The organism is Kitasatospora sp. NPDC056531 (assembly GCF_042794375.1).
In the GTDB taxonomy this organism is placed as follows: domain Bacteria; phylum Actinomycetota; class Actinomycetes; order Streptomycetales; family Streptomycetaceae; genus Kitasatospora.
This window is the reverse complement of the sequence record NZ_JBHTTU010000096.1, coordinates 1-24241: the sequence shown is the minus strand read 5'-3', so window position 1 is coordinate 24241 and position 24241 is coordinate 1. Positions and strand designations below refer to the sequence as shown.

Genomic DNA, 24241 nt, shown 5'->3' with positions numbered 1-24241 from the left:
GCAGCCCGCCCCTCTCCCACCGCCCGACCCCGAAGAGGCCACCGTGGACTTCATCCAGCGCACCGTCGACCTCGCCCGCCAGAACGTCGCCGAGGGCGGCCGCCCGTTCGCGACCGTCATCGTCAAGGACGGCCGGATCCTGGCCGAGAGCGCCAACAGGGTCGCCCAGACCAACGACCCCACCGCCCACGCCGAGATCCTCGCCATCCGCGAGGCCTGCACCGAGCTCGGCACCGAGCACCTGACCGGCGCCACCATCTACGTCCTGGCCCACCCCTGCCCGATGTGCCTGGGCTCGCTGTACTACTGCTCGCCGGACGAGGTGGTCTTCCTCACCACCCGCGACGCCTACGAGCCCTACTACGTCGACGACCGCAAGTACTTCGAACTCGCGACCTTCTACGACGAGTTCGCCAAGAACTGGGACGAGCGTCGGCTGCCGATGCGCTACCGGCCGAGCGAGGACGCGGTGGAGGTCTACCGCCTCTGGCAGCAGCGCAACGGCGGCGAGCGCCGGGTCGCGGGCGCCCCGACCGCCGACTGAGGCCCCCGGTGCCCGACGTGATCGAGAAGGTGGCGTGGATCCGGCTCGAAGACGGCCGGCTCCTCGCCACCCGCACCCATGGCCGCGACCTGTTCTACCTGCCCGGCGGCAAGCCCGAGCCCGGCGAGACGCACCCCCAGGCCCTCGTCCGCGAGATCCGGGAGGAACTCGGCGTCACCCTGGACCCGGCCACGGTCCTACCGCTGCTGACCATCGAAGCCCCGGCACACGACAAGCCCGCCGGCACCCTGGTCCGCACCACCTGCTTCACCGCCGACCACACCGGCACACCCGCCCCGTGCGGGGAGATCGCCGAGATCGCCTACCTCACCCACGGCGACCACCCCCGCGCCAGCGCCACCACCCGGACGGTCCTCGACCGCCTCGCCGCCGCCGGCCGGCTGCTGCGCTGGTAGCCCCTCCGGGCCGTCGCCCGGACCCGGCGCGGGAACGCGGCGTCCTGCGGCTCCGTCTCCAGGAGCCGCAGGATGCGGGTGCGTTCCGACCGAACCGGCTCAGCGCCGCAGGTGTTGGACAGCGCGCGGGGCGGTGGCGTGCGCCGCTTGTGCGGCCGGTGAGCCGGCGGCGGGGTTGCGCAGGGTGCCGGGCTGGAAGCGGCCGCTGTACACGTCGGTGGCGTTCAGCGGTTCGGCGCTGTTGGTGGTCACCATCACCGGGCGGATCTGGCGGCCGTCGTTGATCAGCGCCTGGTAGTCGCCGAGGAAGTGGCCGCCGGCGTAGGGCGCCTGGAGCCAGTCGAAGACCGGCGAGACCTGCCGTTCGACCGGGCTGCTCTCGCCGCCGCGCGGGAAGCTGAGCAGCCAGGCGGCGGTGGGCAGGGTGGTGGTGTTGCCCGGGGTGAGGTAGCGCAGGTCGTAGTAGCCGACGGCGACGGTGCCGTCGGCGGTCACGGTGATGGACGGGGTGAACGCCGGAGCGCCAGGGGCCTGGTTGAGCCGGGTAGGCCCGCTCCAGGTCCGGCCGCCGTCCGTGGAGTGCACCAGCTGGATCGCGTCGTACTGGCCGCCGGTGAACTCCGATCCTTCGTAGGCGAGGTAGAGCTCGCCGGTCTGCGGGTCGATGGCCACGCTGGGCAGGCCGGCGCCGGCCCGCAGGGACTTGGTGGCGTCGGTGGGCGCGTTCGGGTCGACCTCGGCGACGGAGGTGTCGGTGGCGACCCGGACCGGCTGGCTCCAGGTGCGGCCCTGGTCGGTGGAGCTGACCATGCCGAAGTGCACGTCGCTGACCGTGCTGGCGGTCGCGTCGGTGAAGGTGATCCAGTCGAAGAAGTCGTACAGCGTGTCGGTCCGGGGATCGACCACGATCTGGTTGCCGATGGTCTGGGTGTTCGGTGTCGAGCCGGTGACCACGAACGGCGTTGCAGGGGACCAGGTGCGGCCGTGGTCGCGGGTGACGGAGATGTAGCCCGGTCCGTCGAAGACGGGTGTCGGGCTGGTGGCCTGGTCCACCCGGTCCCAGACCTGGTAGGCGACGCCCGGGTGCACCGGGTCGGCGGTGACGGCGTTCTTGTCGTCGGTGATCGCCGGGTCGTTGTCGCTGATCAGCTCGGTGACGTGCTGCCAGCTGCGCCCGCCGTCGGTCGAGGTGGCGGCGGCCACGGCGCTGCGTGCCGTGGTGGCGTCGAAGACCAGGGCGCTGGCGTAGGCGGCACCGTCCGGACCGAAGCTCACCCAGCCGTCGGAGGCCCGCTGGTAGGCCAGCCCACCCGGTGCGCAGTGGGTGAACGGCAGCGCGGTCTGGGTGAAGTGCACACCGTCCGTGGTGTAGCTCGAACTCAGGCCCCGGGCACCGCCGTTGGACCAGCGGTCCTGCTGGTAGATGGTGATGGTGTCGGCCGGGTCGCGCGGGTTGGCGGCGGCGTACGGTTCGTCCTCGGCGGACGGGTAGTTGGTGCCGGGGCCGTCCGCGGTGAGGTTGCACGCGGCGTACGGATCGCCGGGCGAGATCAGGGCGAGCGGCGCGGCGCCCGTACTCGCGCCGGCCGGGGTGCCGCCCGCGACAGCGGCGAGGACGAGCGCTGCGGTCGCGGTGGCGAGCGACGCTCTGGCGCGGAACTGCATGAAGACCCCCATGGTCGTCGGCGGGTTGTGCCTGGTGTCCTGGGTGGTGCTGCGCTGTTCCTGCCCGAACTGAAGTTGATGTCCGGTCAGCCGGGCGAGTGTATCCAGCCGTGGGGGTCTCGCCAATGATCCGGACGAGCCCTGAGCGCGGGGTCTCGCGCGACCTCGCCACCCGCCACGACCTTCGTGGGGCACGGTGCGGGCGGTCGGCCCCGGCCCCGGCGGCGGCTCGCCGCTCGCCAGCGTATGTCGGTGGCCGCCGCTTGAACTCCGAGGTGGATCGAAGGTCTACCGTGAGCACCATGAGCGCGATGCGGATCTCCCAGCTCGCCGAGCGCGGTGGTGTCCCGGCGGCGACCCTCGCCGGATTCACCGTGCCCGCCCCGGCAGACACCACCGGTGCGCCCGGACCCTTCCCGGAGGTCCCGCACCCATGACCGAACCCGCGCCGCCCACAAGCTGGTTGACCCGTAACGTCAAGGTGCTGTGCGGGGTCTCCTTCCTCCAGGACACCGCCAGCGAACTGCTCTACCCGATCCTGCCGATCTTCCTCACCACCGTCCTCGGTGCCCCGCCCGCCGTGGTCGGTGCGATCGAGGGCCTCGCCGAGGGCGCCGCCTCGCTCACCAAGCTCGCCGCCGGACGCCTCGCCGACCGGTTCCCCCGTAAGCCCCTCATCGCGGCCGGCTACGGCCTCGCCGCGCTCGGCAAACTCCTCATTGCCCTCGCCACCGCCTGGCCCGTCGTCCTGCTCGCCCGGGTCACCGACCGCCTCGGCAAGGGCCTGCGCTCCGCACCGCGCGACGCCCTCCTCGTCGACGGTGTCCCGAAGTCGCAGCGCGGCCGGGTCTTCGGCCTCCACCGCGCCGCCGACACCGCCGGCGCCGTCGTCGGCCCGCTCATCGGGCTGAGCCTCTACGCGGCGCTCGACCACCGGCTACGCCCGCTGCTGTGGATCGCCGTGATCCCCGCCGTCCTCAGCGTGCTGCTGACCCGCGCGGTCGCCGACCCCGCCCACCCCCGCTCGAAGCCCGAGGCCGCACCTGCGCCCGGCGCCCGCCACTCGGCGCCGTACCGGTCGCTGCCGGCCCGCTACTGGCGCGTCACCGCTGTCCTCACCCTGTTCGCGCTGGCCAACTTCCCCGACTCGCTCCTGCTCCTGCGGGCCCACCAGGTAGGGCTGTCCACCGTCGAGGTGTTCGCCGCGTACGCGCTCTACAACCTCGCCTACGCCGCGGCCTCGTACCCTGCCGGCGCCCTGTCCGACCGCCTGCCCCGGCGGGCCGTCTACGCCGTCGGCCTGGTCTTCTTCGCCATCGGCTACCTCGGTCTGGCCTACGCCCACCAGGCCTGGCAGATCTTCACCGTCCTCGCCCTCTACGGCGGCTTCAACGCCTGCACCGACGGCGTCGGCAAGGCCTGGATCTCCGGCATCGTCCCCGACCAGGCCCAAGGCACCGCCCAGGGCGTCTACCAGGGCCTGACCGGAGCCGGCGTCCTGGGCGCCGGCCTCTGGGCCGGCCTCGCCTGGGGCGACGACGGCCACCTGCCGCTGCTCGTCTCCGGCACCATCGGCGCCGTCCTCGCGCTCGCCCTGCTCGCCTACCGCCCTGGAGCTCAAGCCGCCGACCGACGTCGGGGGCGGGTCGAGGGGTGACCGTTCAGACCGCTTTCGGTTGGAAGGACCAGACGTAGCCGGTGACCGAGGGCCGCTCGGGGCGCTCCCGTCCGAGGTGTTCGAGGACGCCCTCGCCGAACACCTCATCGAGCACCCCGAAATCGGCCGGGACACCCGCCCCGGCCGGTTCCACTCCGCCTCCGGCGACGTCTCGACCGGCATCGTCCGGGCCCGCCACGGCTACGAGGGGCCGGCGCTCCCGCCCAGGGCGTCGTTGCGACCGGGGGGGGGCAGGACGACGAGTCGGTCGGGCCGGTGGGCACCTGCCAGGCACGAGCTGACCGGCCGCTTCGACCAGGCAGCGGCCGCCACCCTTGGGAAGCCCCGCGGCCCGGACACATCTGCGGCATACGCTCTTTCAGGGGCGATCCGGGGCTGACCGTGCTCTTCTGACGGACGAACAAAGGGCGGTGCTGGAGCCGTCGTTGCCGAGCGGCAAGAAGCCTGGCCGCCCTCTGACGTGGGCCCGGCGACAGCTGATCGACGGCTTCGGTTCCAGGTCCGCACCGATGTCTGCGGCGTTGCGGTGAGCCGTGGCCACCAGGTACGACTCGCGGTCCGCTACGAGGTTACCGTCCTCGTTGCCGCCGTCAACGAGCGGTTGGGACGTACTGGTCCGACGACAACTCGAACACCCGTACTCGGCGACCGCCGGCGGGATTGACGGTCTCACGGGCCAGATGCATCCCCAGCTTGGTCATGATCCGTTCGGAGGCGTCGTTGCCCACTTGAGTGATGCTGACGATCCGCGACAGCCCTCGCTCTTGGAACCCGAACCGTACAGCGGCCGCAGCGGCCTCGGTGGCCAGGCCCTGCCCCCAGTGGGAGCGTCCCAGCCGCCAGCCGACCTCAACCGCCGGCAGTACCTCCGGCAAGAAGTCGGGCACCGAAAGGCCGGTGAACCCGGCCAGCTCGCCGGTGGACCGGATCTCCACGGCGAACAGACCGAAGCCCTGTGACTCCCACTCGTTCTCCCATGCCCGGATCCCGTCGCGAGTCTGCTGTCCGTCACGGACGCTGCCGTCACGGATCCATCGCATGACCTCGGGGTCTGCATTGACGGCAGCCATGGGCGCAACGTCTTCCTCGCGCCAGCGGCGCAGGATCAAACGGGGAGTCTGAAGTGTGACCATCCAGTCATTCTGGATCACAACTGGGCTCTCCGCCATCCTCACCAGGCACCTTCGATGCACGCCCTGGTGCTGTGAGTGTGTCGCCTCGTGCTGCGTTGGCTGAATTAGTCTCGGTCCCGGCCGTTCTGAGCGCGGTCGCCCCGTCAGGCTGGAGTACTAGTCGATCGCGATGACGGGGTGGTCGGCGGGGTCGATCCACTGCATCGTCCGGGCCATGAAGGCGGCGGGGACGGCGACGCAGCCGGCGGTGGCGCCGGCTTGGGGGCCGAGGTCGTGGAGGAAGATGCCGGCGCCGCGGCCCTTCACCACGGGGGAGGTGTTGAAGTCGATGACCAGGACGTTGTCGTACTGGGCGGGGTAGTTGATGAGGTGTTCGCTGCCGAGGGCGCCCTGTTCGGTGAGGTGGAAGCCGCCCTCGGTGTCGGTGCGCATGCGGTTGTAGTACGCAGAGGAGGGGTCCTGGACCCACCAGTCGTGCGTGGTGACGTGGTGGTAGGGCATCTTCGTGCCCGGGTCCGGGGAGATGCCGAAGGCCTGGGTGATGGTGTACGTGCCGGTCGGTGTGGTCCCGGTCCCCTGGACGCGGGTGGGGCCGTCGTGCACGCCGCCGGACCCGATGCGCGCGTCGGTGGTGGAGTCGAGGGACCGCCAGACGCCGTCCTGGCGAACCCACAGGGTCACCGTGGCGCGGGTGCCGTCCGCCTTGACCGTGATCACCTGGTCGGCCTGGCCGGCTGTCACCGGTACGGGGAACGGGCCGTCGTCGGCCCGTGCCCTTGGGGCGGGGCCTGCACCGGTCAGTGCGACGGCGACACCGAGCGCGAGGGCCACGCTCACGCAACGGAGTGCCGAGCCACGGCGGTCGGCGGGGGGTGTCCGGGAGGCGGCCATGGGGGGCCCTTCTGGTGTGGACGACGGGGGTGAAGCGGGACGGCCCGCGGTGGGCGGAGCCAGGAGTTCCACCGCATGCCATCGGGTGGCGCTTTGGTCGGCCGTCCCCGCCCGGGGTGGTCCCGACGACGCCAGGGCCATGATCGGCTCGCCGGGGCAGCCGCGCCAGCACCGACACCGCCGGGCTGTGGCCGCGGTGGAGGGGTGGACGGCACCGCACGCCGACGGGTCGGGAGTGTCTGCAGTGCGGAGACGAAGGCAAGCCGGATCGTCTCCCGCCCCACCGCCGCCCCTGCCTGATCCCGGCCGCCCGCCCCGGTCGCAAGATCATTGACCGTACAGCTCGGCCCCTGCCCCGGAGGCTGCCCGGGCGACGGCGCGTCGGGCCCGGGTGGCCGGGGCTCCACGGGCGGGACACAATCGTCGGGGCGGCGCGTGACCCGCCACGCCGCCGGTGGGGCGGGGGTACTCGACCGGGAGGCGACTGTGGCCGGTGTGACCAGCACCGATCTTCTCGTGGACGCGTTCGACCGGATCCGTGACACGGTCACCGACGTGGTCGACGGCCTGACCCCCGAGCAGCTGGCGTTCCAGGTGCAGGACTCGGCCAACTCGATCGCCTGGCTGGTCTGGCACCTCACCCGGGTGCAGGACGACCACGTCGCCGACGCGGCCGACCGTGAACAGGTGTGGACCGCCGACGGCTGGGTGGGCCGGTTCGCCCTGCCGTTCGCCGCGTCGTCCACCGGCTACGGACACCGACCCGCGCAGGTCGCCAAGGTCACCGCCACCGCCGACCTTCTCGTGGGCTACCACGAGGCCGTCCACGCGCGGACCGTCGACTACGTGCGCGGCCTCGACAACCGGTCCCTCGCCAAGGTCGTCGACGAGTCGTGGCAGCCCCCGGTCACCCTGGGCGTGCGTCTGATCAGTGTGATCGCCGACGACCTCCAGCACGTCGGCCAGGCAGCCTACGTACGAGGCCTGCTGGCGCGGCGCTGACGGCCCGCGACCCGGGGCGAGTCAGGGGACGTTTCCCGGTGGGTGGGCGTGGATCGCGCACCGGCCGTTCCGTCGAAGGTCCGGAGCGTTGACCTCGGCCGGAGGGTTCCTAGCCGCGCCAGGGCGTTGCCCGGATCTCGAAGCCCGTCAGGCCCTCGGGCTGTTCTTCCCAGACGAGGACCCGGTCCACGATGGCCAGTGGCGGCCCCTGCCTGGTCCACTCGACCAGCCGTTGGACGGCGGCCGAGCTTCCCTCGAACACGGCCTCGACGGTGCCGTCCGGCAGGTTCCGCACCCAGCCGCGCACGCCCTGCGCGGTTGCTTCGTGACGGCAGGTGTCGCGGTAGAAGACCCCCTGCACCTCGCCGGAGACGATCACTCGGTTGCGGATCATCGCCCACTCCCTACGGTGTCCGGGTCACGGTACGGCCCGCCCGCGCGGCGGCGGCCGCGAACGCGCTTGCGTCGAGCACCGCCGCACCGCCCAGGTCGTTGTTAAAGTACACGTAAACCTCGGCCGAGTCCGCCCAGCTGTCGGCGATTCGGCCCACCCAGCCGGCCAGCGCCCGCCGCCCGTACCGGGGCCAGGGCCGGGCCCGACCGGCGTGGCAGCGCAGATAGCCCCAGTCGCAGGTCCGCCACAGCGGGGTGACCGGGCGTGACTCCCGGTCCGCCCAGCACAGTGCGGCGGCCCGGCCGGTCAGCACCGCACGGATCTCCGGCGTCCACCAGGACGGGTGCCGCGGCTCGACGGCCACCCGCACGCCCGCAGGGAAGGCGGCCAGACAACCGTCCAGCAGCTCGGCATCCGCGTGCAGCGTGGGCGGCAGCTGGAGCAGCACCGGGCCGAGCCGCTCTCCGAGCCCCTGTGCCGCCGTGAGCAGCCGTTGGACCGGCTCGGCCGGCTCGTGCAGGCGCTTGATGTGGGTGAGGTAGCGGCTGGCCTTCACCGCGAACACGAAACCCTCCGGGGTACGGGCGCGCCAGTCGGCGAAGGTGTCCGGTGAGGGCAAACGGTAGAAGGCGGCATTGCTCTCCACCGTGGCGAACCGCTCGGCGTACTCCTCCAGCCAGCGCCGCTTGGGTGTCCCTTCCCGATAGAGCACCCCGCGCCAGTCGTCGTACTGCCAACCCGAGGTACCGACGATCACCGACATATCTCCAGCAAACACCCATCTGCCGGACCAGGCCCTTGATGAAGCCGCGGGAGCCCGTCCCGGCGCAGCCGGTCGCCGGCTCCGTCGGGACGGCTGAGCGCACGTTCGGCCTCAACGGCGACGGCACCGGACACTTCGAGAGGCGCCCAGGCCCTAGCAGGTCTGTTGGTGGCCCAAACCAGGGACGTAGGCACTCCAGTCCTGGGCGGAGAGTCCCCCGCCCGCCCGTGTGCAGGCCAGTGAATGGGCGTGGTTGCGCAGTTCGTCGAGTGCGCCGAGGTCGTTGACGTTGACGATCTTGTCCTCGGCGCCGGACAGGAGAGTCTTCCCGTCCGGGGTGACCGCGACCGCGGTGATCGAGCCGGTCCGGGTGCTGGTACCACCGAGGTCATAGGGCTGGACCGGGTTGGTCACATCCCAGACGATCACCGTTCGGTCGGCGCTCCCGGATACGAGGGTGTGGTCGTCCGGGCTGAAGGCCAGCGTCCGTACCCCACTGTTGTGACCGGTCAGGGGCTGGCCGAGGCGGTGGGTTTCGGCCGGTCTGCTGGTGTCCCAGAGCATGACGGTGGCGTCCAGGCTGCCGGTCGCGAGGGTCTGTCCGTCGGGGCTGAACGCCAGTGCGACAACCCAGTTGGTGTGGCCGTCGAGTTGGCGCAGCTGCTGCGGGTGGGCGGGATCCTCGGTGTTCCAGAGGATCACCGTCCCGTCCCAGCCGCCGGTGGCCATCGTGTGCCCGTCGGGGGTGAAGGCCACGGCGGCGACGGCGTTGCGATGGCCGGTGAGCGGCCGGCCGAGCGGCCGGGGTTGGGCCGGGTCGGAGGTGTCCCAGAGCTGCGCGGTGCCGTCTCCGCCGACGGTGCTGAGGAGGTGCCCGACCGGGGCGAAGGCGAGCGCCTGGACCCCGCCCGTGTTGGCGGTGAACTGCCGCAGCTGCCGGGGATGGTGTGGATCGGTGGTGTCCCAGAGGACCACGGTGGTGTCGAGGCTTCCGGTGGCCAGCAGGTGTCCGTCCGGGCTGAAGGCCATGGCGTCCACCGAGGCCGACTGCCCGGTCAGGGCGGGGGAGATCTTGCTCGGTTTCTCCCGGTTGCCGAGGTCCCAGAGCACGGTCGAGCCTTCGCCTCCGCCGGTGGCCAGCGTGCGGCCGTCCGGGCTGACCGCGAGCGAGGCCACGATGTCGGTGCGGCCGCCCAGACGGGTGAGCAGCGTGGTCTTGGCGCCGGCTCCCGTGGCGTCCCAGAGGATCACGGTGCCGTCTGTGCTGCCCGTCGCGAGCAAATGGGGCTGGTGGCCCTGCTGATCCGGCTGGGAGCTGAAGGCGGCCGCGAGCGACCAGTTGGTCCGGCCCAGGGTGGTACCGCCGATTTGACGAGGGTTCGCGGGGTCGGTGGTGTCCCAGGTACTGGTGGTGTGGTCGCTCTCGGCGACGTCGATCCGATCGGCGCGGACGCTCAGGGCCCGCACCGGGGTGTTCCGGTCCGGGAGTTGGCCCAGCTGGCGGGGACCGGCCGGGTCGTCGACGTTCCACAGCAGTACCTGGCCGAAGTCGTCGCCAGTGGCCAGGCTGTGCCCGTCGGGGGTGAAGCCGAGCGCGGTGACGTCGTTGCTGCGGGTCTTGAGCGGTCCGCCGAGTGCCCGTGGGGCTTTCGGGTCGCCCACGTCCCAGAACAGGACGGTTGCATCCGCTCCGCCGGCCGCCAGTACCTGGCCATCGGGCCGGAAGGCGAGCGATTCGACCCTACCGGTGTGTCCGGTCAGCGGCCTGCCCAGCGGCTGTGGCTGGTCGGGTCGGTGCAGGTCCCACAGCCAGACGCCGCCGTCACCGCCACCGGCGGCCAGGGTGTGTCCGTCCGGAGCGAAGGCGAGGTAGGCAACCCCGTTCGGCCCGGAGAGCGGGTCGCCGAGCGGACGGAGACGGTCCGGCGCGCTGACGTCCCACAGCAGGACACGACCGTCCGCGCCGCCGACGGCTAGGGTATGCCCGTCCGGGCTGAAAGTGACCGCGTAGAGCCCGTTCGGGCTCACGGTCAGTGGCTCGCCGAGTCGGGTGGGGTGGTCCGGATCGCCGGTGTTCCAGAGGGTGACGGTTCCGTCCTCGTCCGTGGCCGCCAGGAGCCGACCGCCGGGGGCGAACGCCAGACCGACGACCGTGCCGCGCGGACCGGTCAGGGTGCCGGTGTAGGGCGTGAGCAGGGTACTGAGCAGGTTGGCGGTGCTCTGTGGGGTGTGGTGCAGGGTGTCGGCCGCGATGCCCAGGCGCAGGGCCAGCTGTGGGGAGTTGCCACGGGCGGTGTCCGCCTGGCTGAGCAGTGCCAGCGCAGCGGCCTCACGCTGGCGCCGCTGTGCCTGCTGCTGCCCCCGGAAGGCGAGGCCGGCGGCGATCAGGGAGACCACCAGCAGGAGCGCCAGCGCCCCGGTGATGCCGGTCCGGATGCGCCGTCGCCGCTGGTCCGCACGCACGCTCGCGGCGAGGAAATCCTCGGCGAGCCGTGCGGTCCCGCCGCTGTGCTCACGCGCACTCCGTCCCCGTGCACCGATCGGCTTCCTGTCCTTCGGCCCGCTGTGCAGCCGCCGGGCGAGCTCGAGCGTGGCACCCCGATAGAGCACTCCGGTGTCGCGTCCGGCGCGCTCCCACTCCTCGGCGGCTTCCAGCAGCTTCTGCTGGACCAGCAGGTCGGCCCGACCGCTCTCGATCCAGCCGCGCAGCCGCCGCCAGGCTCGCAGCAGCGCCTCGTGGGTGATCTGCGCGGTGTCCCCGTCCAGGGTGATCAGGCGGGCACGGGCGAGTGCGTCGCGTGCGGTGTCGATCGCGGCGGCCTCGCCCGGCGGGCGTTCGGCCCGCAGCCCCGCGAGGTCGAGGAGGCGCCGGGTGTCCTCGGTGGACTCGCCGATGCGGACCATCCGGAGCAGCATCAGTTGGGCGGCCAGCCGAGCGTCCGGGCTCAGCGCTTCGTAGGTGAGATCTGCGTGTCGGGTGACGGCCTCCCAGATGCCGCCGGTGGCGCTGTATCCGGCCAGAGTCAGGATCCGCCCTGCCCGGCGGCCCCAGGTGAGCCAGAGCGCGTACGCGAGCAGCGGCAGGGTGCCCCCGGAGAAGTCACTGCTGGAGAGGTTGCCGCCCGCCCGTAGGTCGCGCAGTAGGGTGTCCGCGAGGCCCGCTTCCAGGGTGAGACCCGCCAGTTCGGCGGGCTTCTCGATCGCCTCGCGCAGTTGCTCGGGCGTCATCGGCTCGACCGTGACCTGACGCTCCTTGAGCGCGTCGACGAGTTCGGGGTAGGCCATGCAGGCCGCGTAGAAGTCCGCTCGGATGCCGAGCACCACTATCGCCGGGGGTGTGGCACCCGCACCGGCTTCTGCCGAACCGGCGGGTGGTCGGCCTGCCGCGGTGCACAGCGCCACGACGAACGCGCGCCGCTCCGCCTCGTCCTGGCAAGCCGTGAACAACTCCTCGAACTGGTCCACCACCAGGAGCAGCCGTCCTCCGGGCACTTCATGTCCGCCGCCCAACCGGTACAGGGCGCGGCGTACCAGCGCGGCCGCCCCGGCCGGATCGGTGCGGAGTTCGTCCAGCACCGTGGCCCGTGGGAGGCCCGCCGGTTCCGCCAGTAGGCCGGCCAGGGCGTCCAGTGGGTGTTCGCCGGGGGTGAGGACCAACTGCGGCCAGGACCCGGCCCCGGGGATGCGCAGTTCCCCGCGTTTGACCGCGGGCAGCAGGCCGGCCCGCAGCAGCGAGGACTTCCCCGCCCCGGAGAGTCCCACCAGGGCGATCGGTCCTCCCGTACTCGACCATTCCGCCAGCTTGCCGAGCACCTCGCTCGTCAGCTCGCCGCGGCCGAAGAAGTACCGGGCGTCGTCCGCTGTGAACGGTTCCAGCCCTGGATAGGGACAGACCGGCTCATCCACCCGGCCGGTGACTGACGGGCCGTCGCCTGGGAGGACGGCCGGCGGCGGCGATGCCGCCGCAGGGTTGGCCGCAAGCACCAAGTCCCCCGCCCGGCCGCTGAGCTGTCGCTCCGGCGCGGGCAGTCCGAGCAGCGGCAGGACACGGCGCAGATGGCGGTAGCCCGCCTCCAGAGTCAGCTCCGGCGGCCCACCTGGCTCGCCCTCCCGCAGGTAGCGCAGGAGCTCTCCGGTGAACGCCGTGTACGGCTCGTCCGCAAGGCTGAGTGCCTGTTCGTCCCGCGAGGCCGAGGCGAGCAGGTACGTACCGCTGAGCGCCGCGAGCGCGAACCCGTCGCTGGCCGCAGTGCCGAACGAGCCGCGGGCGCGCCCGGCGAAGCAGCAGTCGAGCACAACGATGATCGACCCTGCCCGGCAGTTGCTGAACGCCTCGCGCAGGGCCTGGTACGGGAGCGCCTTGAACGCCAGCCCTTCGGCCACGTCGTCGGTGGCGGCGGTCGCCAAGTACAGCTCGTTGCCGGGGCTGACCAGTCCATGGCCCACGTAGTAGACCAGCAGTACGTCCTCGGCCTCGCGGGCCGCCGCAACCACCGCGTTGCCGAACTCGATCGGGTCGCGTGGGTCGATCAGCGGGGTGAGCAGATTCTCCGGCCGCAAACCGCAGTTCTCCACCAGGACCCGGCCGACCTCGCGGACCGTGGCTTCCACCGCGGGCACGTTCGGCAGCCGCGAACCCTGCGCATGCTGCCCGGTTCCGACCAGCAACGCCCGCGATCCCGGCGAGGCGAGCGCTGTGCCCGGCGGCTCGCCACCGGAAGCGCGCGAAGTCACTGCGCTGCCTGCTCGCTACCGGCGCCAGGGCCGGTGTGCTCGATGCCCTGGTCGAGCGAACGTGAAAGCTCGGCGGCCAGCTGCCGCACCTGGGGCGCCTCCAGACCGCTGACGTGAGTGGCGCTGAACTCGGTTACCGTCCCATCAGGCCGGGTCACCTTCACCGACACGTTGCCCCGCTGCCGTCGGATCCAGGAGATCAGCACGCTCGCCACCGCGGTTGCCACGCCACCGGGACCGAGTGCCACGGTCAACGTGTCCAATACGGCTCCCAGCGTGCCCGGCGCAGGCGGCGCCTCGACCAGCCGCACCCGGCCGCGCAGTTGATCTTCCTCCAGGAGCCACTGTCGCAGCGACCGCAAGTCGTCGGCCGAGTTGCCACCTTCGACCTTGACAAGTATCTGATCACTCACCGTGGCCCCTAACTCTCCTTGTCCGCACCGGCATTGCATCCTGTCATGCACCTCTCGGCTTCGAGAGGTGAACGAGGATACTGCCAACTTCGGAGGCTTACCGGTACCGACCTGACCACCCCTGACACCCCCTCGACGGCCCGTGCTCGTGCGGAAGGATCGGGGACCACCGAATGAGCGGGTCAGGCGCTGGTGGTGGTCGGGGACGTCTGGTGGGGCAGGCGGTCGCCGAGGACGTACTGGGCGGCTTGGAGGAGGTAGGACTCGCGGTAGCGGGTAGCGGGTAGCGGGTGGCAGGTGCCTGGGCCATCGGCTCGGCGTGAGTGCCCTGCTCGACGAGGCGGCCGTGATCGAGGACGAAGATGTGGTCGGCCTTGGCGGTGGCGCCGAGGCGGTGGGTGATGAGGATGACGGTGACGCCGAGGGCGGTGTGGCCGGGGGCGATCGGCGCGGCCAGAGCGTGGTTGGTGGCGATCAGCGCGAAGGCCGCGGCCAGGCCGTGCAGTACCTCGGCACCGACCAGGGTCAGCAGCGCCGCGCGGTCGGCCTGCCACGCCATCCGTCCGGCCAGGCGCAGGAAGTGCGGCATCTGCCGCGCGACCGCCCAGAACGTCACCTTGCCGCTGGCCATCTCGTGCTTGGCCCAGCCGTAGTCGTAGCGCATCGGCCCGCCGAACAGGAGCTGCTCGCTGTCCGGCACCGGGCTGGTCGAGGTCTTGGGTTCGCTGGTCACATACTCCCTTTCGCAGAGGGGGAACGCGGTGGTCGGGTGCCAGCACCATGCCGGGCGGGCGCACTCGCCCGGCATGGTGCCCGTGGGCGCCGGTCACGTCTCGACGAGCTGCCGTTGTCCGGAGGCGGGGTCGAATCCGTGGGTGGAGAACGCGGGCCCGCCGGCCAGGTACGCCTCCACCGCGGCTTTGGAGGTCGGGAACATCGGGCTGGGCAGGACATCGGCGGCGGGGTGCCAGCGCACCTCCAGGTGCTTGTCCGGCTCGACGTTGGCCAGCTCGCCCGTGAACTCGCTGGTGGCGAAGACGAAGAGGACGAACCCGCCGCGCCCGTCCCAGCCCTCCTTGGCCTGGATGGTGTGCACCAGGCGCAGGTCGGACGGCCGGGCGATGAGCCCGGCTTCCTCACGCAGCTCCCGAGCGGCAGCGTCGGGGATCTCCTCCCCGGGGTCGACCTTCCCACCGGGGATCGTCCATGCGGGCCCCGGGGTCCAACTGCGCTGTGCGTAGTGGACGGTGGCGATCTGGTCGGTGTCCAGGTCGTGGGCGATGACGCAGACCGACAGCCTGCTCGTCTCGTGCATCAGGGTGCTCCTCGTTGAAGTGGGAGGACGGGGGGCGGAGTCGCGGTTGTTACGTAGTGGCGCGGGCGCGACGGTCGAGCAACTGCTTCTAGTTGTCGCGCGGGGGCAACTCCGAGAGCGCGGTCTCGCGCATGATGCGGTCGACCGTGTCGCGCAGGGGGCTGTCGCTGCCGATGACGGTCTCGATTCCGCCTGGTAGAAGGTCGTGCTCGCGGTACCAGTCGCGCAGTTCCCGCTCGGTGACGGCCGCCGCCAGGTACTGGGGATCGGTTTTCGAGGCGTGGCGGACCAGCGTCTCGTCGATCGGGATGTCGAGGTAGTAACAGTGGGTGATGCCGCGGTGGTCGTCCACCAGGCGTTGGAGCATCTCGCCGTAGTGATCGGCGTAGAGGATGCCTTCGATGACGACGTGGTAGCCGGCGCCCAGCGCGTAACGTGCCACGGTGTCGATCAGGCCGATGTTCGCGCCGCCGGGCCGGTCCCGCTCGCGCAGCACGATCTGGCGGAGGTTGTCCTGGGCGACCACGGCCAGGCCCCGGCCGAACCGGTCCCGGACGCCCGCTGCTACCGACGACTTGCCCGACGCCGAGTTTCCCCGGACGACCACGAGCCGGGTCTCCGCGCTCCCCGCAGGCGCCCCGGCTGCCGGGAGCCCCGGGTGGCTCGTGGTGCTCATGCCGGCCATCCGACGACGGACAGCGGGCGGCCGGCGGTGATCTGCGCGAGAGCGTCGGCGGTGTAGCCGACGATCGGCTCCGGAAGCCCGTCCAGCGGCCAGAAGCGGAGGGCGGCGCATTTGTCCGGTTCACGGTTGGTGATCTTGCCGGTGTACGCGCGCGGGGCGAAGAACAGCTGGAGGCGTCCGGCACCGTCGTCGGCGTCGAGGTGGTGGAGGGTGTGCACCAGGTCGAGGTCCTCCTCCTGGATGGTGATGCCGAGTTCCTCGTCGGCCTCGCGAGCCATGCCGGCCAGGACGGACTCTCCCGCTTCGAGGTGGCCGGCCGGAGCGTGCCAGTGCTGGGAGGCGAAGGTGGTGTTGGCGCGCTGTCCGAGCAGCACCCGGCCGTTCTCGATCAGGACCAGGTGCACTCCGACACCCAGGTTGTGCGGCACGGGACGTCTCCTTCCCAGGGGGTAAGGGAACCAGCGCGGGGAGCGCGGCCGGTTCAGAGCATGGCGAAACTGCGATCAAACTGGTGATCGTTCGTCGTACGTGAGTGCGTAGGCAGGTGTCCCACCGTAGGCGGCCCGGCGGGGCTGCGTCGGTGTGTCGCGGCAGAAGCCACACGATCCGGTGAACGGCCCCAACTTGTCATACTGATAGAGCGGTTGCGGGTCGAACAGGGCAGTTTGCCACGGGGCACTGACAAGTGCGCCGTGCTCGGCGGGAGGCGGGCGCGAGTCGTGGACACCGAGTCGATGCGTCGGTAGTCGAAGGCCGGGTGGCGTGCGAGGTCGGTCATGAACGCCTCCTCGTCCCAGACCAAGACGAGGAGCGGGTGGTCGGCCGGCTCGGGCGGCGGAATGACTTTGAAGTCCCTGAGCGCCGGCCGCACATGACCACTGACACCCCCACTTGTGCCGGCGCAACAAGAACGTCCGCCACCCCGACTTGCTCGCCGCCCAGGCTCAGGTGCCCACGGACAGGTGATGTCGCGGAGACCCGTACAGAACTGCGCTGTACGGTGCCGGGTCAGTGGAACGCCACCGGCCCGCCGCTCAGGAGCGGCGGGCCGGTGAGAGGAGGCCGATTCAGACCTCGGTGGTGGCGGCGAACTCGACGAACGCGTTCCATGTGGCCGGCTCGAATGCCAGCTGGGGGCCGCTCTTGTCCTTGGAGTCACGTACGTGGACGACGCCTGGGGTCTCGGCGACCTCGACGCACTCGGCGCCTTCGTTGGTGCTGTAGCTGCTCTTGAACCACGCCAGCTCGGCCATGTTCACCGCTCTCCCAGGATCATCTCGATCAAGGCCAGGGACTCCCTCATGTCGAGCGCCTGCGCCCGGAGGGTGCCGTATCGTGCGGCCATCTTACGGACTTCCTCCGGGTCTGTGATGAGCCTGTTGACGTGCTGGATTTCCACGTAGGCGATCTGCGGTCGCCCCGGCGGGGTCAGGAGGGTGAACGGCCCGCCCATGCCGGCGTTCTCGGCTTTGTCGAGGGGCATCACCTGCAGTTCCAGGCCGCGGATCTCACCGACCTTCAGCAGGTGCTGCAACTGTTCCCGATGCGTCTCCCAGCCGCCCAACGGCCGCCTCAGTAGGCTTTCGTCGAGGACCCAGCTCATGACCGGCAAGGGCCACCTGGTCAGGATTTCCTGTCGCTGCAACCTGGCGGCCACCCACTTGTCGACCTGCTCCACGGAAAGCCATGGCCTGCGCATCTCGTAGAGCGCCCTTGCATGGGCCTCGGTCTGGAGGAGCCCCGGGATGGCGAACAAGCTGTAGCTGTTGATCTCCACGGCTCGGGCCTCCTCCTGGGTAAAAGCAATCCGGAGTCGGCCGTACATGTCGACCCTCCGCGTCGGCGCAAGCACTCTCCGTGCCCGCCGGATCCATGGTCAGCGTACGTCCGCCCCGCCACGCTTTCTCCCATGACGACCGAAATCCCCCTCGACAACCCCCGCAGTCACACCACCACCTTCGCCGGCACACCCAAGGGCGCCGCCATCTGCCGACGCATTGCCAGGCGTCAACTCACCACCTGGGGGCTGAACTCCACGCATACCGAGCCGTTCTACTCCGCCCTGCTCATCGTCGCCGAGCTCGCCGCGAACGCGATCACGCACGGACGCGTTCCGGGGCGCGGCTTCGAGCTTCACCTCGCCCTCACCACCACCACCACGCGCCGGGGCACCACCCTCCGCATCGAGATCAGCGACCCGCGCGGCGACCGGCTCCCCGTCCTTCCCACCGTCCACGCCCCCAACGCCCAGTCCGGGCGCGGCCTCACCCTCATCAACGCCCTCTGCGACCGCTGGGGCACCATCCCCCGCCACCCCAACTCCAAGACCGTCTGGGCCGAACTCGACCTGGCCACTACCCCCGATGCCTCCTGAACCCCGCCATAGCCCGGGCAGCGCGACCCTCTGCACCCTCCTCCCCTTCGCGCTCCTCCTCGCCCTCCTCGCGTGGGCCTATCCCCTCACGACCAACCACCAGCCCCCACACCCCACTTCAAGCCCAACCGCCACCCCCTGAAGCAACCAGGAGTGGGAAGTCGGCCCCACCGACTTCCCACTCCCGCCGTGCTGCTGGTCGCACTGTGCTGCTACAAGCCCGGCGAGAGGAGCCGGATGATCTACCGGCCCCACTTCCACTTCCCGCTCAAGGGGGCCCGCAAGAGCTTCGCCTGGACCGACTACCGCGACCTCGCCGTCCGCGCCCACATCCGACTCGGCGGCCCCGTGGTCCTGGTGGGGGACAACTGTGAGATCAGTAACCGAACGTGCACTCCGCGCCGTCGCGTGCCGGCCAGGCTCTGTCATCGGCGGCCAGCCATGGCTCGTGCGCGGCGGCGGCGGGAGTTGTCCCGGTGAACGCGCGGACGTCGTGGTGGAGGTGGGACTGGTCGGCAAAGCCGCTGTCCACGGCCACCTGCGCGGGGGTGTCTCCGCGGACCAGGCGGTGGATGGCGTGATCGAAGCGGACCAGCATGGCGGCGCGTTTGGGCGTCAGGCCGATCTGCGAGCCGAAGCGTGACCACGTGCGCTGCCGGCTCCAACCGATCCGGCCTGCGAGCTCGCTCACGCGGGCCTGTCCGTGGCTGGCGACGATCCGGCGCCAGGCCCAGGCCACTTCGGGATCGACCTCCCTGCCCGCATGGAACCGGGTCGTCAGTTCGGTGTCGATCAGCGCGAAACGCTCCGGCCAGCTTCGCGCATGGTGAAGCCGCTCCCGCAGGCGCGGCGCGGCACGGCCCCACAGGTCGTCGAGCGCGATGACGCTCCCGCGCAACTCCGCGAGCGGGAGTCCGAGTACGGGGTGCGCGACGAGCGGAGACAGGCGTATCTGTACACACTCGACGTCCTCGGCGCACACCTGGAAGGCGCTGAAGCCGAGCCCGGCGGTCAGGCTCTCCGACCGCACTCGGCCGGCCGCGCCGTGGATGTCGAACGGGCGGTCACCGAGCTCGACAGCCACGGTGACGGCTGGGTGAGGAATGGCTCGTAGGTCGATTGGGCTGTCACCGCGAATGCGGAACCCGGCCATGTCGACACCGGGCAGCGCGGTCACCCGCGACGGTCGTGCGATCTCCCAGGCAGCGGTGGAGTCTGGCGTCCGGACAACAGGTTGCACACCTCGACGGTACGAGCGGCTCGGCGCCGGAATCAACCACCGTGCGAGGCGCGACATTTCTCCAAGACGCCCCGCGCCCGCCACCGCAAGAGTGATGGCACCCCCGCACCGACCGACGGAGGAGCCATGGACGGGACGACCACCCCACAGAACAAACGCACCCACAGCCGCCCGGACGCGGCACCGAACGTCCCGCGCAGACCGCGGGCGCGGACCCGCCGGTGGCGGATCACCCTGCTGGGCGCCGGCGTGCTGGCCCTCCTCCTCACGGGGAACACGGTGTCCGTTCTCAGCCAGACGGCCGGGGCCTCCGGCGACCAGATCGTGCGCATTCCCGGCGGGGACCTCCACGTCGTCCAGGACGGGTCGCCCGACGCACCCACGGTGGTGCTCCTGCACGGCCTCGGCGGCTCGACGGCGTGGTGGGACCCGGTCCTGCCGGCGCTGCGGGACCTGCACGTGGTGCGGGTGGACCTGCTCGGGCACGGCAGGTCAGCCAAACCGGCCGACGGCTACGGCATGGCGGAGCAGGCACGCCGGGTCGCTGTCGCGCTCGACCGGCTCGGGGTGCACCGGGCGACCGTCGTCGGGCACTCCACCGGCGGCGCCGTCGCCACCGCGCTGGCCGAGCAGCGCCGCGACCTGGTGGGGGCGATCGCACTGGTCGACACCGGCCCGCGGCTGGACGCGTACATCGGCGACAGCTTCGCCGCCCACCTGATGTCCACGCCGGTGGTGGCGGAACTCATCTGGCGGCTGCGCACCGACGGCACCATCCGTGCCGCGCTGAGCTCCGCGTTCACCCGCGACGTGAAGATCCCTGACCGGATCGTCGCCGACGTCCGGGGCATGACCTACCGCAGCCTCACCGCGACCGACGAGGCGTCCAGCGCGTACCTGAAGGAACGGCCCATCCCTGACCGGCTCGCCGGCCTCGGCCTGCCGACCCTGGTGGTCTTCGGCTCCCAGGACCGGAGATGGCAACCGGCCTCCGCCCAGGACTACCGCCAAGTCCCGCACGCCCGCGTCGAGATCCTCGACGGCGTCGGCCACACCCCCATGATCGAGGACCCCGACACCACCGGAACCCTCCTCCACGGCTTCGCCGTCGAAACCGCGCCACACTGATCGCTTTCACCCGGCCACTCGACCTCCTGAACATCCCCAGACCAGCCCGCTTGCAAGATCACCGGGACTTTGAAACGCCTCCTGTCCCCGTTCCCGGGCCGACGATCACGCCGTGCCGGGGGTGAGGGGCCGGGCGGTGTCACAGGAGCGCCGCCGCCTCGCGGTCGGTGATCTCGTGGAAGTTCTCGTACCACGGGCCGGCGGCGTGGGCGTAGCGGGGCAGGTGGAGGCAGACGAGGGCGTCGACGTCCTGGCGGAGGTCGGCGGCGAGCCGTGCGTCGCAGAGGGGTGCGGCGAGGAGTATCCGCTTGGGCTGGTGGCCCGCGACGGCCAGGACGGCGGCGCGGGTCGTGAGGGGGTCGATCAGGCCGTCGGAGACCAGGACCGCCGTGCGCCCGCGCAGGGGGACCCGGTCACGGCCCCGGCGGTACAGCGACTCGCGGCGGTGGACCTCGGCCCGCTCCCGCTGCACGCTCGCGGCCACCTCCGCCGGGGTGACCCCGAGGTTTCTCAGCGTGTCCCGGTCGAACAGCGGAGGGGCGCCGTCCGCGATGGCGCCGACGGGCCGGTCGTGGCAGGGCACCTTGAGGTGGCTCACCACGGTGGCGTCGAGCGGGGCGTCGACGGCCCCGGCGATCTCCGCGGCGACCGGTAGTCCACCGGGCGCCAGGCCGAGGACGACGACCCCGCCGTCGGCATGGCCGTCCAGCAGGGGGACGACGGCCAGGGCCAGCTGGTGCCCGGCGATGCTTCGGTCCGGGAATCTCGCGGTCATCCCGTCCTCCCGGCGGGTTCGGCCGGTTGCGGCCGGATGGTCCTGACGTTCAGCGGCTACCCAGTTGGCCGGTTCCCATCAGTCCGGGGCGTTACGCGGCACGCAGAGTGGGCAGCCGCGCGGTGGGAGGTGGCGCGGATGGACGGGCCGGGGCTCTCGGGGCGGGAGCTGCGGATGGGGCGGAGATCGAGGCCGGGCTGCGGGTGGACAGCGGGCTGGAGCGCGCGCTGCGCGGCATGCGGCACGGACCGCGTTGGGTGGTGGGGTGGGTACTGCGGCAGGCCGCCCGGGTGCCGGTGTTCGTGTTCCCGGTGTTGGCGGCCCTGTCGACGACCTTGCTGCTGGTCAGCGCCACCGTGCACTCACCCGTCGTGATCGCGGGTTTCAGCCTCGTGTGGGCGCCGTCGATCGCGTTGGGAGCGGCCCGGCTGGTCGCCCACCGCCGGGGCATCGCGCCCTGACCCGGGCAGGTCGGCAGGCACGCCGCCGCCCCGTAGTTCGGTGAGCACCGTCCAGGCGACCGACACCACCGGGACGGCGACGACCGCGCCCAGCACCCCGGCCAGGACGGCGCCACCGATCACCGACAGCGCGATGGCCACCGGGTGGATGCGTACCGACCAGCCGAGTACCAGCGGGTGCAGCAGGTGGCCCTCGATCTGGCCCATGACGACGATCAGGGCGAGGACGAGCAGCGCGATCACCGGCCCGCGTGCCGCCAGGGCGACCAGGGCGGCGACGGCCAGCGCGATCGGGGAACCGATCAGCGGGATGAGGGCGGCGACGAACTCCAGCACCATCAGCGGCAGGACCAGCGGCACCCGGAGCAGGGCCAGGGCGATGCCGACCAGTACGGCGTTGACCGCCGCCACGATCAGCACGCCGCGGGTGTACCCGGCGAAGGTGCGCCAGGCGGCGCTTCCGGCCCGGCCCAGGACGGGGCGGACGCGGGCGGGGAGTTGGCGCTGGGCCCAGGACCACATCCGGTCGCCGGAGTGCAGGAAGAACACCGAGCAGAACACCGCGAGGGCCAGTCCGGTGAGCAGTTCGACGGCCCGGCTCGCCCCGCTGAGCGCGGTGCTCAGCAGCGCCGAGCGGTGGGCCGAGATGAAGGCCTCGATCCTGGCCCGCAGGCCGGTGACGGTGCCGGGTCGCAGGTGGAAGGGGGCGCCGGTGAGCCACTGGTCGATCCGGCCGAGGCCGCCGCGCAGCTCGTTGCCCAGCCGGCTCCACTCGTCGGCGACGTTCGTGCCGACCAGTGTCAGGACCCCGCCGACGACCACGACGGCGAGGACGAAGGCCAGCAGGACGGCGAGCGAGCGGGGCAGCGCGCGGGCGAGCAGGTCGACCAGCGGGCGCAGGACGGAGGTGATGACCAAGGCCAGGAACAGCGCGATCACCGGGAGTTGGAGCTCGCCGAGGACGGCGACGGCCAGGTACGCGGCCACGCCGAGCAGCCCCAGCCGCCAGGTGTACCCGGCAGCGGTCCGCAGCCCGGACGGGACGCGCTCCCCGGGCGCCGCGCGACGGGCACGGCGGAGCGCCACCCGGGGCGGGCGGCTGCCGAGCGGCCGGGGGTCAAGTCGGCGCCGGGGGCGAACGGGGTGACGGTCCGGTCCGGCGTCGTTCAGGTCCACGGGGTGCCTCCCTGACAACGGCCGGGCTCCATCCGCTCCCTCGCGGCTACCCCTGCGGCCGGGGCGGGAACTGGCCCGGTCACGGCTACGCCGCGAGCGGGCGGATCCGCTTGAGCACCCGGTGATCGGCGGCGGCGTAGGCACCGTCGGAGCCGGGCGTCCACCGGGCGTCTCCGGTCAACGTCCCCTCCAGCGCGGAGACTCCACAGTCGAACGTGTGCACGGTGAGGCTGCCGCCCACGCCGTCCACGCCGCCCACGCCGCCAACGGGGAGGAGCGCGATGCCGCCGCCGACTGCCACCTCCGGCGGTGTCACCGGGTTCATCAGCGTGGTGTTCAGCAACAGCAACACTCCCAACCAGAGCAGGAGTTCGACCGCCGTCCGCATCGCACCACCCTCGTGACAGGCCCTGGGGCCGCCCGCCACCGTGGCGGGCGCCCCAGGTCTACCGCCCGGTCGGCGGACGCGCGCCGCGCGCAACGCCGCCGAACGCGCGATCGCCGTACCGGACCACCCGTTCGCCGGACGGTGGAGCCGAACCCTCCGATGATCGGCCCGGCCGGTTCAGTCGGGCGGCTCGTGCGGCTCCGGTTCGTGGGCGGGCTCCGTCACCTCCTGCGGCTCCAGCATGTGGGCCGTCTCCATGGCGTCGTACTCCGGGCCGTCCTGCGGCCTCTTCCCCTCCTCCGGCACGGGTGGCGGTCGGCCCTCACCGGTCATCCGGGATTCCGGCGTCTCGACCGGTACCGGCGGGTCCTTCGGGACGGGCTTCCCCGGGTCGCTCATCGCGTCCACCTCCTGGGGCGGCCGGTCAGGGCCGGAGGCGCACCTTGACCGCGCCGTCCTGTTCGCTCGCGGTTTCAGTCCTTCCCGGCGTCCTTGACCTTCTCGGCGGCCTGCTTCAGGTCGCTCTTGATCTGCTTGCCACGGCCCTCGGCCTCGACGACCCGGTCGCCCATGGCCTTTCCGGCGGCCTCCTTGGCCTTGCCGTGGGCCTTCTCCGCCGCGTTGCGCAGCTTCTCCTCGGTACCCATGGCGGGCACTCCTCTCGTGATGGGGGGCGATGTCCGCCCCGTGCCGCGCTTGCCCAGGATCGACGGTTCCACACCACGTCACGGGCATCGCCGCTCACCGCCCCCGGGCGAGCGCGCGGGCGGCGGCCCCGAGGAGCACCGCCCCGCCGGTGGCGAGCAGGCCGTGGTGCTGGGAGGCCCACAGCTGGGCACTGTGCTCGTGGGCCTCGTCGTCGAAGCGGCCGTGGGCGCCGTGGTCCTCGACGGCGTCGCCCGGTGCCCAGAGGTTGGCCCGGTCCTGCGCGCTGCGCGGCCCGGCTTCCCGCTGGGCGTCGATCCCGGTTCGGGCGAGGTAGCGGTCGAGCAGGCCGGGGGCGATCGCATTGGCGATCAGGGTGGCCGCTGTGCTGGCGCCCACCCAGTACTCCCGGCGCCCGGGG

26 protein-coding genes and 1 pseudogene are annotated in these 24241 nt (G+C 71.8%); 7 read left to right on the top strand and 20 right to left on the bottom strand.

Annotation, left to right across the window (positions count from 1 at the left end; genetic code table 11):
- Nucleotides 1-43 precede the first annotated feature (43 nt).
- On the top strand, nucleotides 44-544 hold the full coding sequence (locus ACFQ87_RS38370; protein ID WP_380615578.1) for a nucleoside deaminase: 501 nt from the start codon (nucleotides 44-46) through the stop codon (nucleotides 542-544).
- 8 nt (nucleotides 545-552) lie between these two features.
- Nucleotides 553-960 (top strand): NUDIX domain-containing protein, encoded by a 408-nt coding sequence (locus ACFQ87_RS38365; protein ID WP_380615574.1) that lies wholly within the window; start codon nucleotides 553-555, stop codon nucleotides 958-960.
- A 99-nt stretch (nucleotides 961-1059) separates the two neighbouring features.
- Here ACFQ87_RS38365 and ACFQ87_RS38360 read toward each other — a convergent pair whose 3' ends face one another.
- A complete protein-coding gene (locus ACFQ87_RS38360) occupies nucleotides 1060-2625 on the bottom strand; it encodes a sialidase family protein (RefSeq protein ID WP_380615573.1) in 1566 nt (521 codons plus the stop codon).
- Between the two features lie 302 nt (nucleotides 2626-2927).
- On the opposite strand from ACFQ87_RS38360, the gene ACFQ87_RS38355 reads away from it, so the two are divergent.
- Together ACFQ87_RS38355 and ACFQ87_RS38350 are read left to right on the top strand one after the other, a co-directional pair.
- The gene (locus ACFQ87_RS38355) at nucleotides 2928-3062 is read left to right on the top strand and encodes a hypothetical protein (RefSeq protein WP_380615572.1); all 135 of its coding nucleotides are present in this window, start codon (nucleotides 2928-2930) and stop codon (nucleotides 3060-3062) included.
- On the top strand, nucleotides 3059-4282 hold the full coding sequence (locus tag ACFQ87_RS38350) for an MFS transporter (protein WP_380615571.1): 1224 nt from the start codon (nucleotides 3059-3061) through the stop codon (nucleotides 4280-4282). Before ACFQ87_RS38355 ends, ACFQ87_RS38350 begins: the two co-directional genes overlap by 4 nt.
- 611 nt (nucleotides 4283-4893) lie before the next feature.
- Here the strand turns inward: ACFQ87_RS38350 and ACFQ87_RS38345 are convergent.
- A complete protein-coding gene (locus ACFQ87_RS38345) occupies nucleotides 4894-5436 on the bottom strand; it encodes a GNAT family N-acetyltransferase (RefSeq protein WP_380615577.1) in 543 nt (180 codons plus the stop codon).
- A 156-nt stretch (nucleotides 5437-5592) separates the two neighbouring features.
- Nucleotides 5593-6273 (bottom strand): L,D-transpeptidase family protein, encoded by a 681-nt coding sequence (locus tag ACFQ87_RS38340; RefSeq protein ID WP_380615570.1) that lies wholly within the window; start codon nucleotides 6271-6273, stop codon nucleotides 5593-5595.
- Nucleotides 6274-6822: 549 nt separating this feature from the next.
- Between ACFQ87_RS38340 and ACFQ87_RS38335 the strand changes: the two genes are divergently transcribed.
- On the top strand, nucleotides 6823-7329 hold the full coding sequence (locus ACFQ87_RS38335) for a DUF664 domain-containing protein (protein ID WP_380615569.1): 507 nt from the start codon (nucleotides 6823-6825) through the stop codon (nucleotides 7327-7329).
- A 109-nt stretch (nucleotides 7330-7438) separates the two neighbouring features.
- Here ACFQ87_RS38335 and ACFQ87_RS38330 read toward each other — a convergent pair whose 3' ends face one another.
- The 10 genes from ACFQ87_RS38330 to ACFQ87_RS38285 all read right to left on the bottom strand — a co-directional run bounded on the left by ACFQ87_RS38330 (nucleotide 7439) and on the right by ACFQ87_RS38285 (nucleotide 17458).
- Nucleotides 7439-7723, bottom strand: a complete 285-nt coding sequence (locus tag ACFQ87_RS38330; RefSeq protein ID WP_380615568.1) for an acylphosphatase — start codon at nucleotides 7721-7723, stop codon at nucleotides 7439-7441.
- A 10-nt stretch (nucleotides 7724-7733) separates the two neighbouring features.
- Nucleotides 7734-8486: a DUF72 domain-containing protein gene (locus ACFQ87_RS38325; RefSeq protein WP_380615567.1), complete on the bottom strand. Its 753-nt coding sequence runs from the start codon at nucleotides 8484-8486 to the stop codon at nucleotides 7734-7736.
- 153 nt (nucleotides 8487-8639) lie between these two features.
- On the bottom strand, nucleotides 8640-13097 hold the full coding sequence (locus ACFQ87_RS38320; protein WP_380615566.1) for a caspase family protein: 4458 nt from the start codon (nucleotides 13095-13097) through the stop codon (nucleotides 8640-8642).
- 119 nt (nucleotides 13098-13216) lie between these two features.
- Nucleotides 13217-13633, bottom strand: a complete 417-nt coding sequence (locus tag ACFQ87_RS38315) for a hypothetical protein (RefSeq protein WP_380615565.1) — start codon at nucleotides 13631-13633, stop codon at nucleotides 13217-13219.
- 97 nt (nucleotides 13634-13730) lie between these two features.
- Nucleotides 13731-14366: a hypothetical protein gene (locus tag ACFQ87_RS38310; RefSeq protein ID WP_380615563.1), complete on the bottom strand. Its 636-nt coding sequence runs from the start codon at nucleotides 14364-14366 to the stop codon at nucleotides 13731-13733.
- A gap of 93 nt (nucleotides 14367-14459) precedes the next feature.
- Nucleotides 14460-14948, bottom strand: a complete 489-nt coding sequence (locus ACFQ87_RS38305; RefSeq protein ID WP_380615562.1) for an NUDIX domain-containing protein — start codon at nucleotides 14946-14948, stop codon at nucleotides 14460-14462.
- A gap of 88 nt (nucleotides 14949-15036) precedes the next feature.
- Nucleotides 15037-15624 (bottom strand): kinase, encoded by a 588-nt coding sequence (locus tag ACFQ87_RS38300; RefSeq protein WP_380615561.1) that lies wholly within the window; start codon nucleotides 15622-15624, stop codon nucleotides 15037-15039.
- Nucleotides 15621-16061: an NUDIX domain-containing protein gene (locus ACFQ87_RS38295; protein ID WP_380615560.1), complete on the bottom strand. Its 441-nt coding sequence runs from the start codon at nucleotides 16059-16061 to the stop codon at nucleotides 15621-15623. Before ACFQ87_RS38295 ends, ACFQ87_RS38300 begins: the two co-directional genes overlap by 4 nt.
- Nucleotides 16062-16700: 639 nt before the next feature.
- Nucleotides 16701-16886 carry a DUF397 domain-containing protein gene (locus ACFQ87_RS38290; RefSeq protein ID WP_380615559.1) on the bottom strand — a complete coding sequence of 62 codons (186 nt, stop codon included), beginning with the start codon at nucleotides 16884-16886 and terminating at the stop codon, nucleotides 16701-16703.
- A 2-nt stretch (nucleotides 16887-16888) separates the two neighbouring features.
- On the bottom strand, nucleotides 16889-17458 hold the full coding sequence (locus tag ACFQ87_RS38285) for a DUF5753 domain-containing protein (RefSeq protein WP_380615558.1): 570 nt from the start codon (nucleotides 17456-17458) through the stop codon (nucleotides 16889-16891).
- An 84-nt stretch (nucleotides 17459-17542) separates the two neighbouring features.
- Here ACFQ87_RS38285 and ACFQ87_RS38280 point away from each other — a divergent pair, with 84 nt between their 5' ends.
- The gene (locus ACFQ87_RS38280; protein ID WP_380615557.1) at nucleotides 17543-18007 is read left to right on the top strand and encodes an ATP-binding protein; all 465 of its coding nucleotides are present in this window, start codon (nucleotides 17543-17545) and stop codon (nucleotides 18005-18007) included.
- Between the two features lie 376 nt (nucleotides 18008-18383).
- Here ACFQ87_RS38280 and ACFQ87_RS38275 read toward each other — a convergent pair whose 3' ends face one another.
- A complete protein-coding gene (locus ACFQ87_RS38275; RefSeq protein WP_380615556.1) occupies nucleotides 18384-19184 on the bottom strand; it encodes a helix-turn-helix domain-containing protein in 801 nt (266 codons plus the stop codon).
- A gap of 189 nt (nucleotides 19185-19373) precedes the next feature.
- On the opposite strand from ACFQ87_RS38275, the gene ACFQ87_RS38270 reads away from it, so the two are divergent.
- On the top strand, nucleotides 19374-20375 hold the full coding sequence (locus ACFQ87_RS38270; protein WP_380615555.1) for an alpha/beta fold hydrolase: 1002 nt from the start codon (nucleotides 19374-19376) through the stop codon (nucleotides 20373-20375).
- A 139-nt stretch (nucleotides 20376-20514) separates the two neighbouring features.
- On the opposite strand, the gene ACFQ87_RS38265 is transcribed toward ACFQ87_RS38270, so the two are convergent.
- The 6 genes and pseudogenes from ACFQ87_RS38265 to ACFQ87_RS38240 form a co-directional block, all read right to left on the bottom strand.
- Nucleotides 20515-21150, bottom strand: a complete 636-nt coding sequence (locus ACFQ87_RS38265) for a phosphoribosyltransferase (RefSeq protein WP_380615554.1) — start codon at nucleotides 21148-21150, stop codon at nucleotides 20515-20517.
- Between the two features lie 362 nt (nucleotides 21151-21512).
- On the bottom strand, nucleotides 21513-22781 hold the full coding sequence (locus tag ACFQ87_RS38260; protein WP_380615576.1) for an AI-2E family transporter: 1269 nt from the start codon (nucleotides 22779-22781) through the stop codon (nucleotides 21513-21515).
- A gap of 91 nt (nucleotides 22782-22872) precedes the next feature.
- On the bottom strand, nucleotides 22873-23175 hold the full coding sequence (locus ACFQ87_RS38255; RefSeq protein ID WP_380615553.1) for a hypothetical protein: 303 nt from the start codon (nucleotides 23173-23175) through the stop codon (nucleotides 22873-22875).
- 177 nt (nucleotides 23176-23352) lie between these two features.
- Nucleotides 23353-23574 carry a hypothetical protein gene (locus tag ACFQ87_RS38250; RefSeq protein WP_380615552.1) on the bottom strand — a complete coding sequence of 74 codons (222 nt, stop codon included), beginning with the start codon at nucleotides 23572-23574 and terminating at the stop codon, nucleotides 23353-23355.
- 74 nt (nucleotides 23575-23648) lie between these two features.
- Nucleotides 23649-23822 (bottom strand): CsbD family protein, encoded by a 174-nt coding sequence (locus ACFQ87_RS38245; RefSeq protein ID WP_380615551.1) that lies wholly within the window; start codon nucleotides 23820-23822, stop codon nucleotides 23649-23651.
- Between the two features lie 94 nt (nucleotides 23823-23916).
- Nucleotides 23917-24241, bottom strand: a pseudogene (locus ACFQ87_RS38240) (short-chain dehydrogenase); the annotation flags it as partial.

What these genes read in the sequence shown, in the direction of transcription:
- ACFQ87_RS38280 (WP_380615557.1), top strand. Translation starts at nt 17,543, where the DNA reads ATGACGACCGAAATCCCCCTCGACAACCCCCGCAGTCACACCACCACC.
- ACFQ87_RS38355 (WP_380615572.1), top strand. Translation starts at nt 2,928, where the DNA reads ATGAGCGCGATGCGGATCTCCCAGCTCGCCGAGCGCGGTGGTGTCCCG.
- ACFQ87_RS38330 (WP_380615568.1), bottom strand. Translation starts at nt 7,723, where the DNA reads ATGATCCGCAACCGAGTGATCGTCTCCGGCGAGGTGCAGGGGGTCTTC.
- ACFQ87_RS38325 (WP_380615567.1), bottom strand. Translation starts at nt 8,486, where the DNA reads ATGTCGGTGATCGTCGGTACCTCGGGTTGGCAGTACGACGACTGGCGC.
- ACFQ87_RS38305 (WP_380615562.1), bottom strand. Translation starts at nt 14,948, where the DNA reads ATGCACGAGACGAGCAGGCTGTCGGTCTGCGTCATCGCCCACGACCTG.
- ACFQ87_RS38245 (WP_380615551.1), bottom strand. Translation starts at nt 23,822, where the DNA reads ATGGGTACCGAGGAGAAGCTGCGCAACGCGGCGGAGAAGGCCCACGGC.
- ACFQ87_RS38255 (WP_380615553.1), bottom strand. Translation starts at nt 23,175, where the DNA reads ATGCGGACGGCGGTCGAACTCCTGCTCTGGTTGGGAGTGTTGCTGTTG.
- ACFQ87_RS38285 (WP_380615558.1), bottom strand. Translation starts at nt 17,458, where the DNA reads ATGTACGGCCGACTCCGGATTGCTTTTACCCAGGAGGAGGCCCGAGCC.
- ACFQ87_RS38250 (WP_380615552.1), bottom strand. Translation starts at nt 23,574, where the DNA reads ATGAGCGACCCGGGGAAGCCCGTCCCGAAGGACCCGCCGGTACCGGTC.
- ACFQ87_RS38345 (WP_380615577.1), bottom strand. Translation starts at nt 5,436, where the DNA reads ATGGTCACACTTCAGACTCCCCGTTTGATCCTGCGCCGCTGGCGCGAG.
- ACFQ87_RS38360 (WP_380615573.1), bottom strand. Translation starts at nt 2,625, where the DNA reads ATGCAGTTCCGCGCCAGAGCGTCGCTCGCCACCGCGACCGCAGCGCTC.
- ACFQ87_RS38350 (WP_380615571.1), top strand. Translation starts at nt 3,059, where the DNA reads ATGACCGAACCCGCGCCGCCCACAAGCTGGTTGACCCGTAACGTCAAG.
- ACFQ87_RS38265 (WP_380615554.1), bottom strand. Translation starts at nt 21,150, where the DNA reads ATGACCGCGAGATTCCCGGACCGAAGCATCGCCGGGCACCAGCTGGCC.
- ACFQ87_RS38290 (WP_380615559.1), bottom strand. Translation starts at nt 16,886, where the DNA reads ATGGCCGAGCTGGCGTGGTTCAAGAGCAGCTACAGCACCAACGAAGGC.
- ACFQ87_RS38300 (WP_380615561.1), bottom strand. Translation starts at nt 15,624, where the DNA reads ATGAGCACCACGAGCCACCCGGGGCTCCCGGCAGCCGGGGCGCCTGCG.
- ACFQ87_RS38270 (WP_380615555.1), top strand. Translation starts at nt 19,374, where the DNA reads ATGGACGGGACGACCACCCCACAGAACAAACGCACCCACAGCCGCCCG.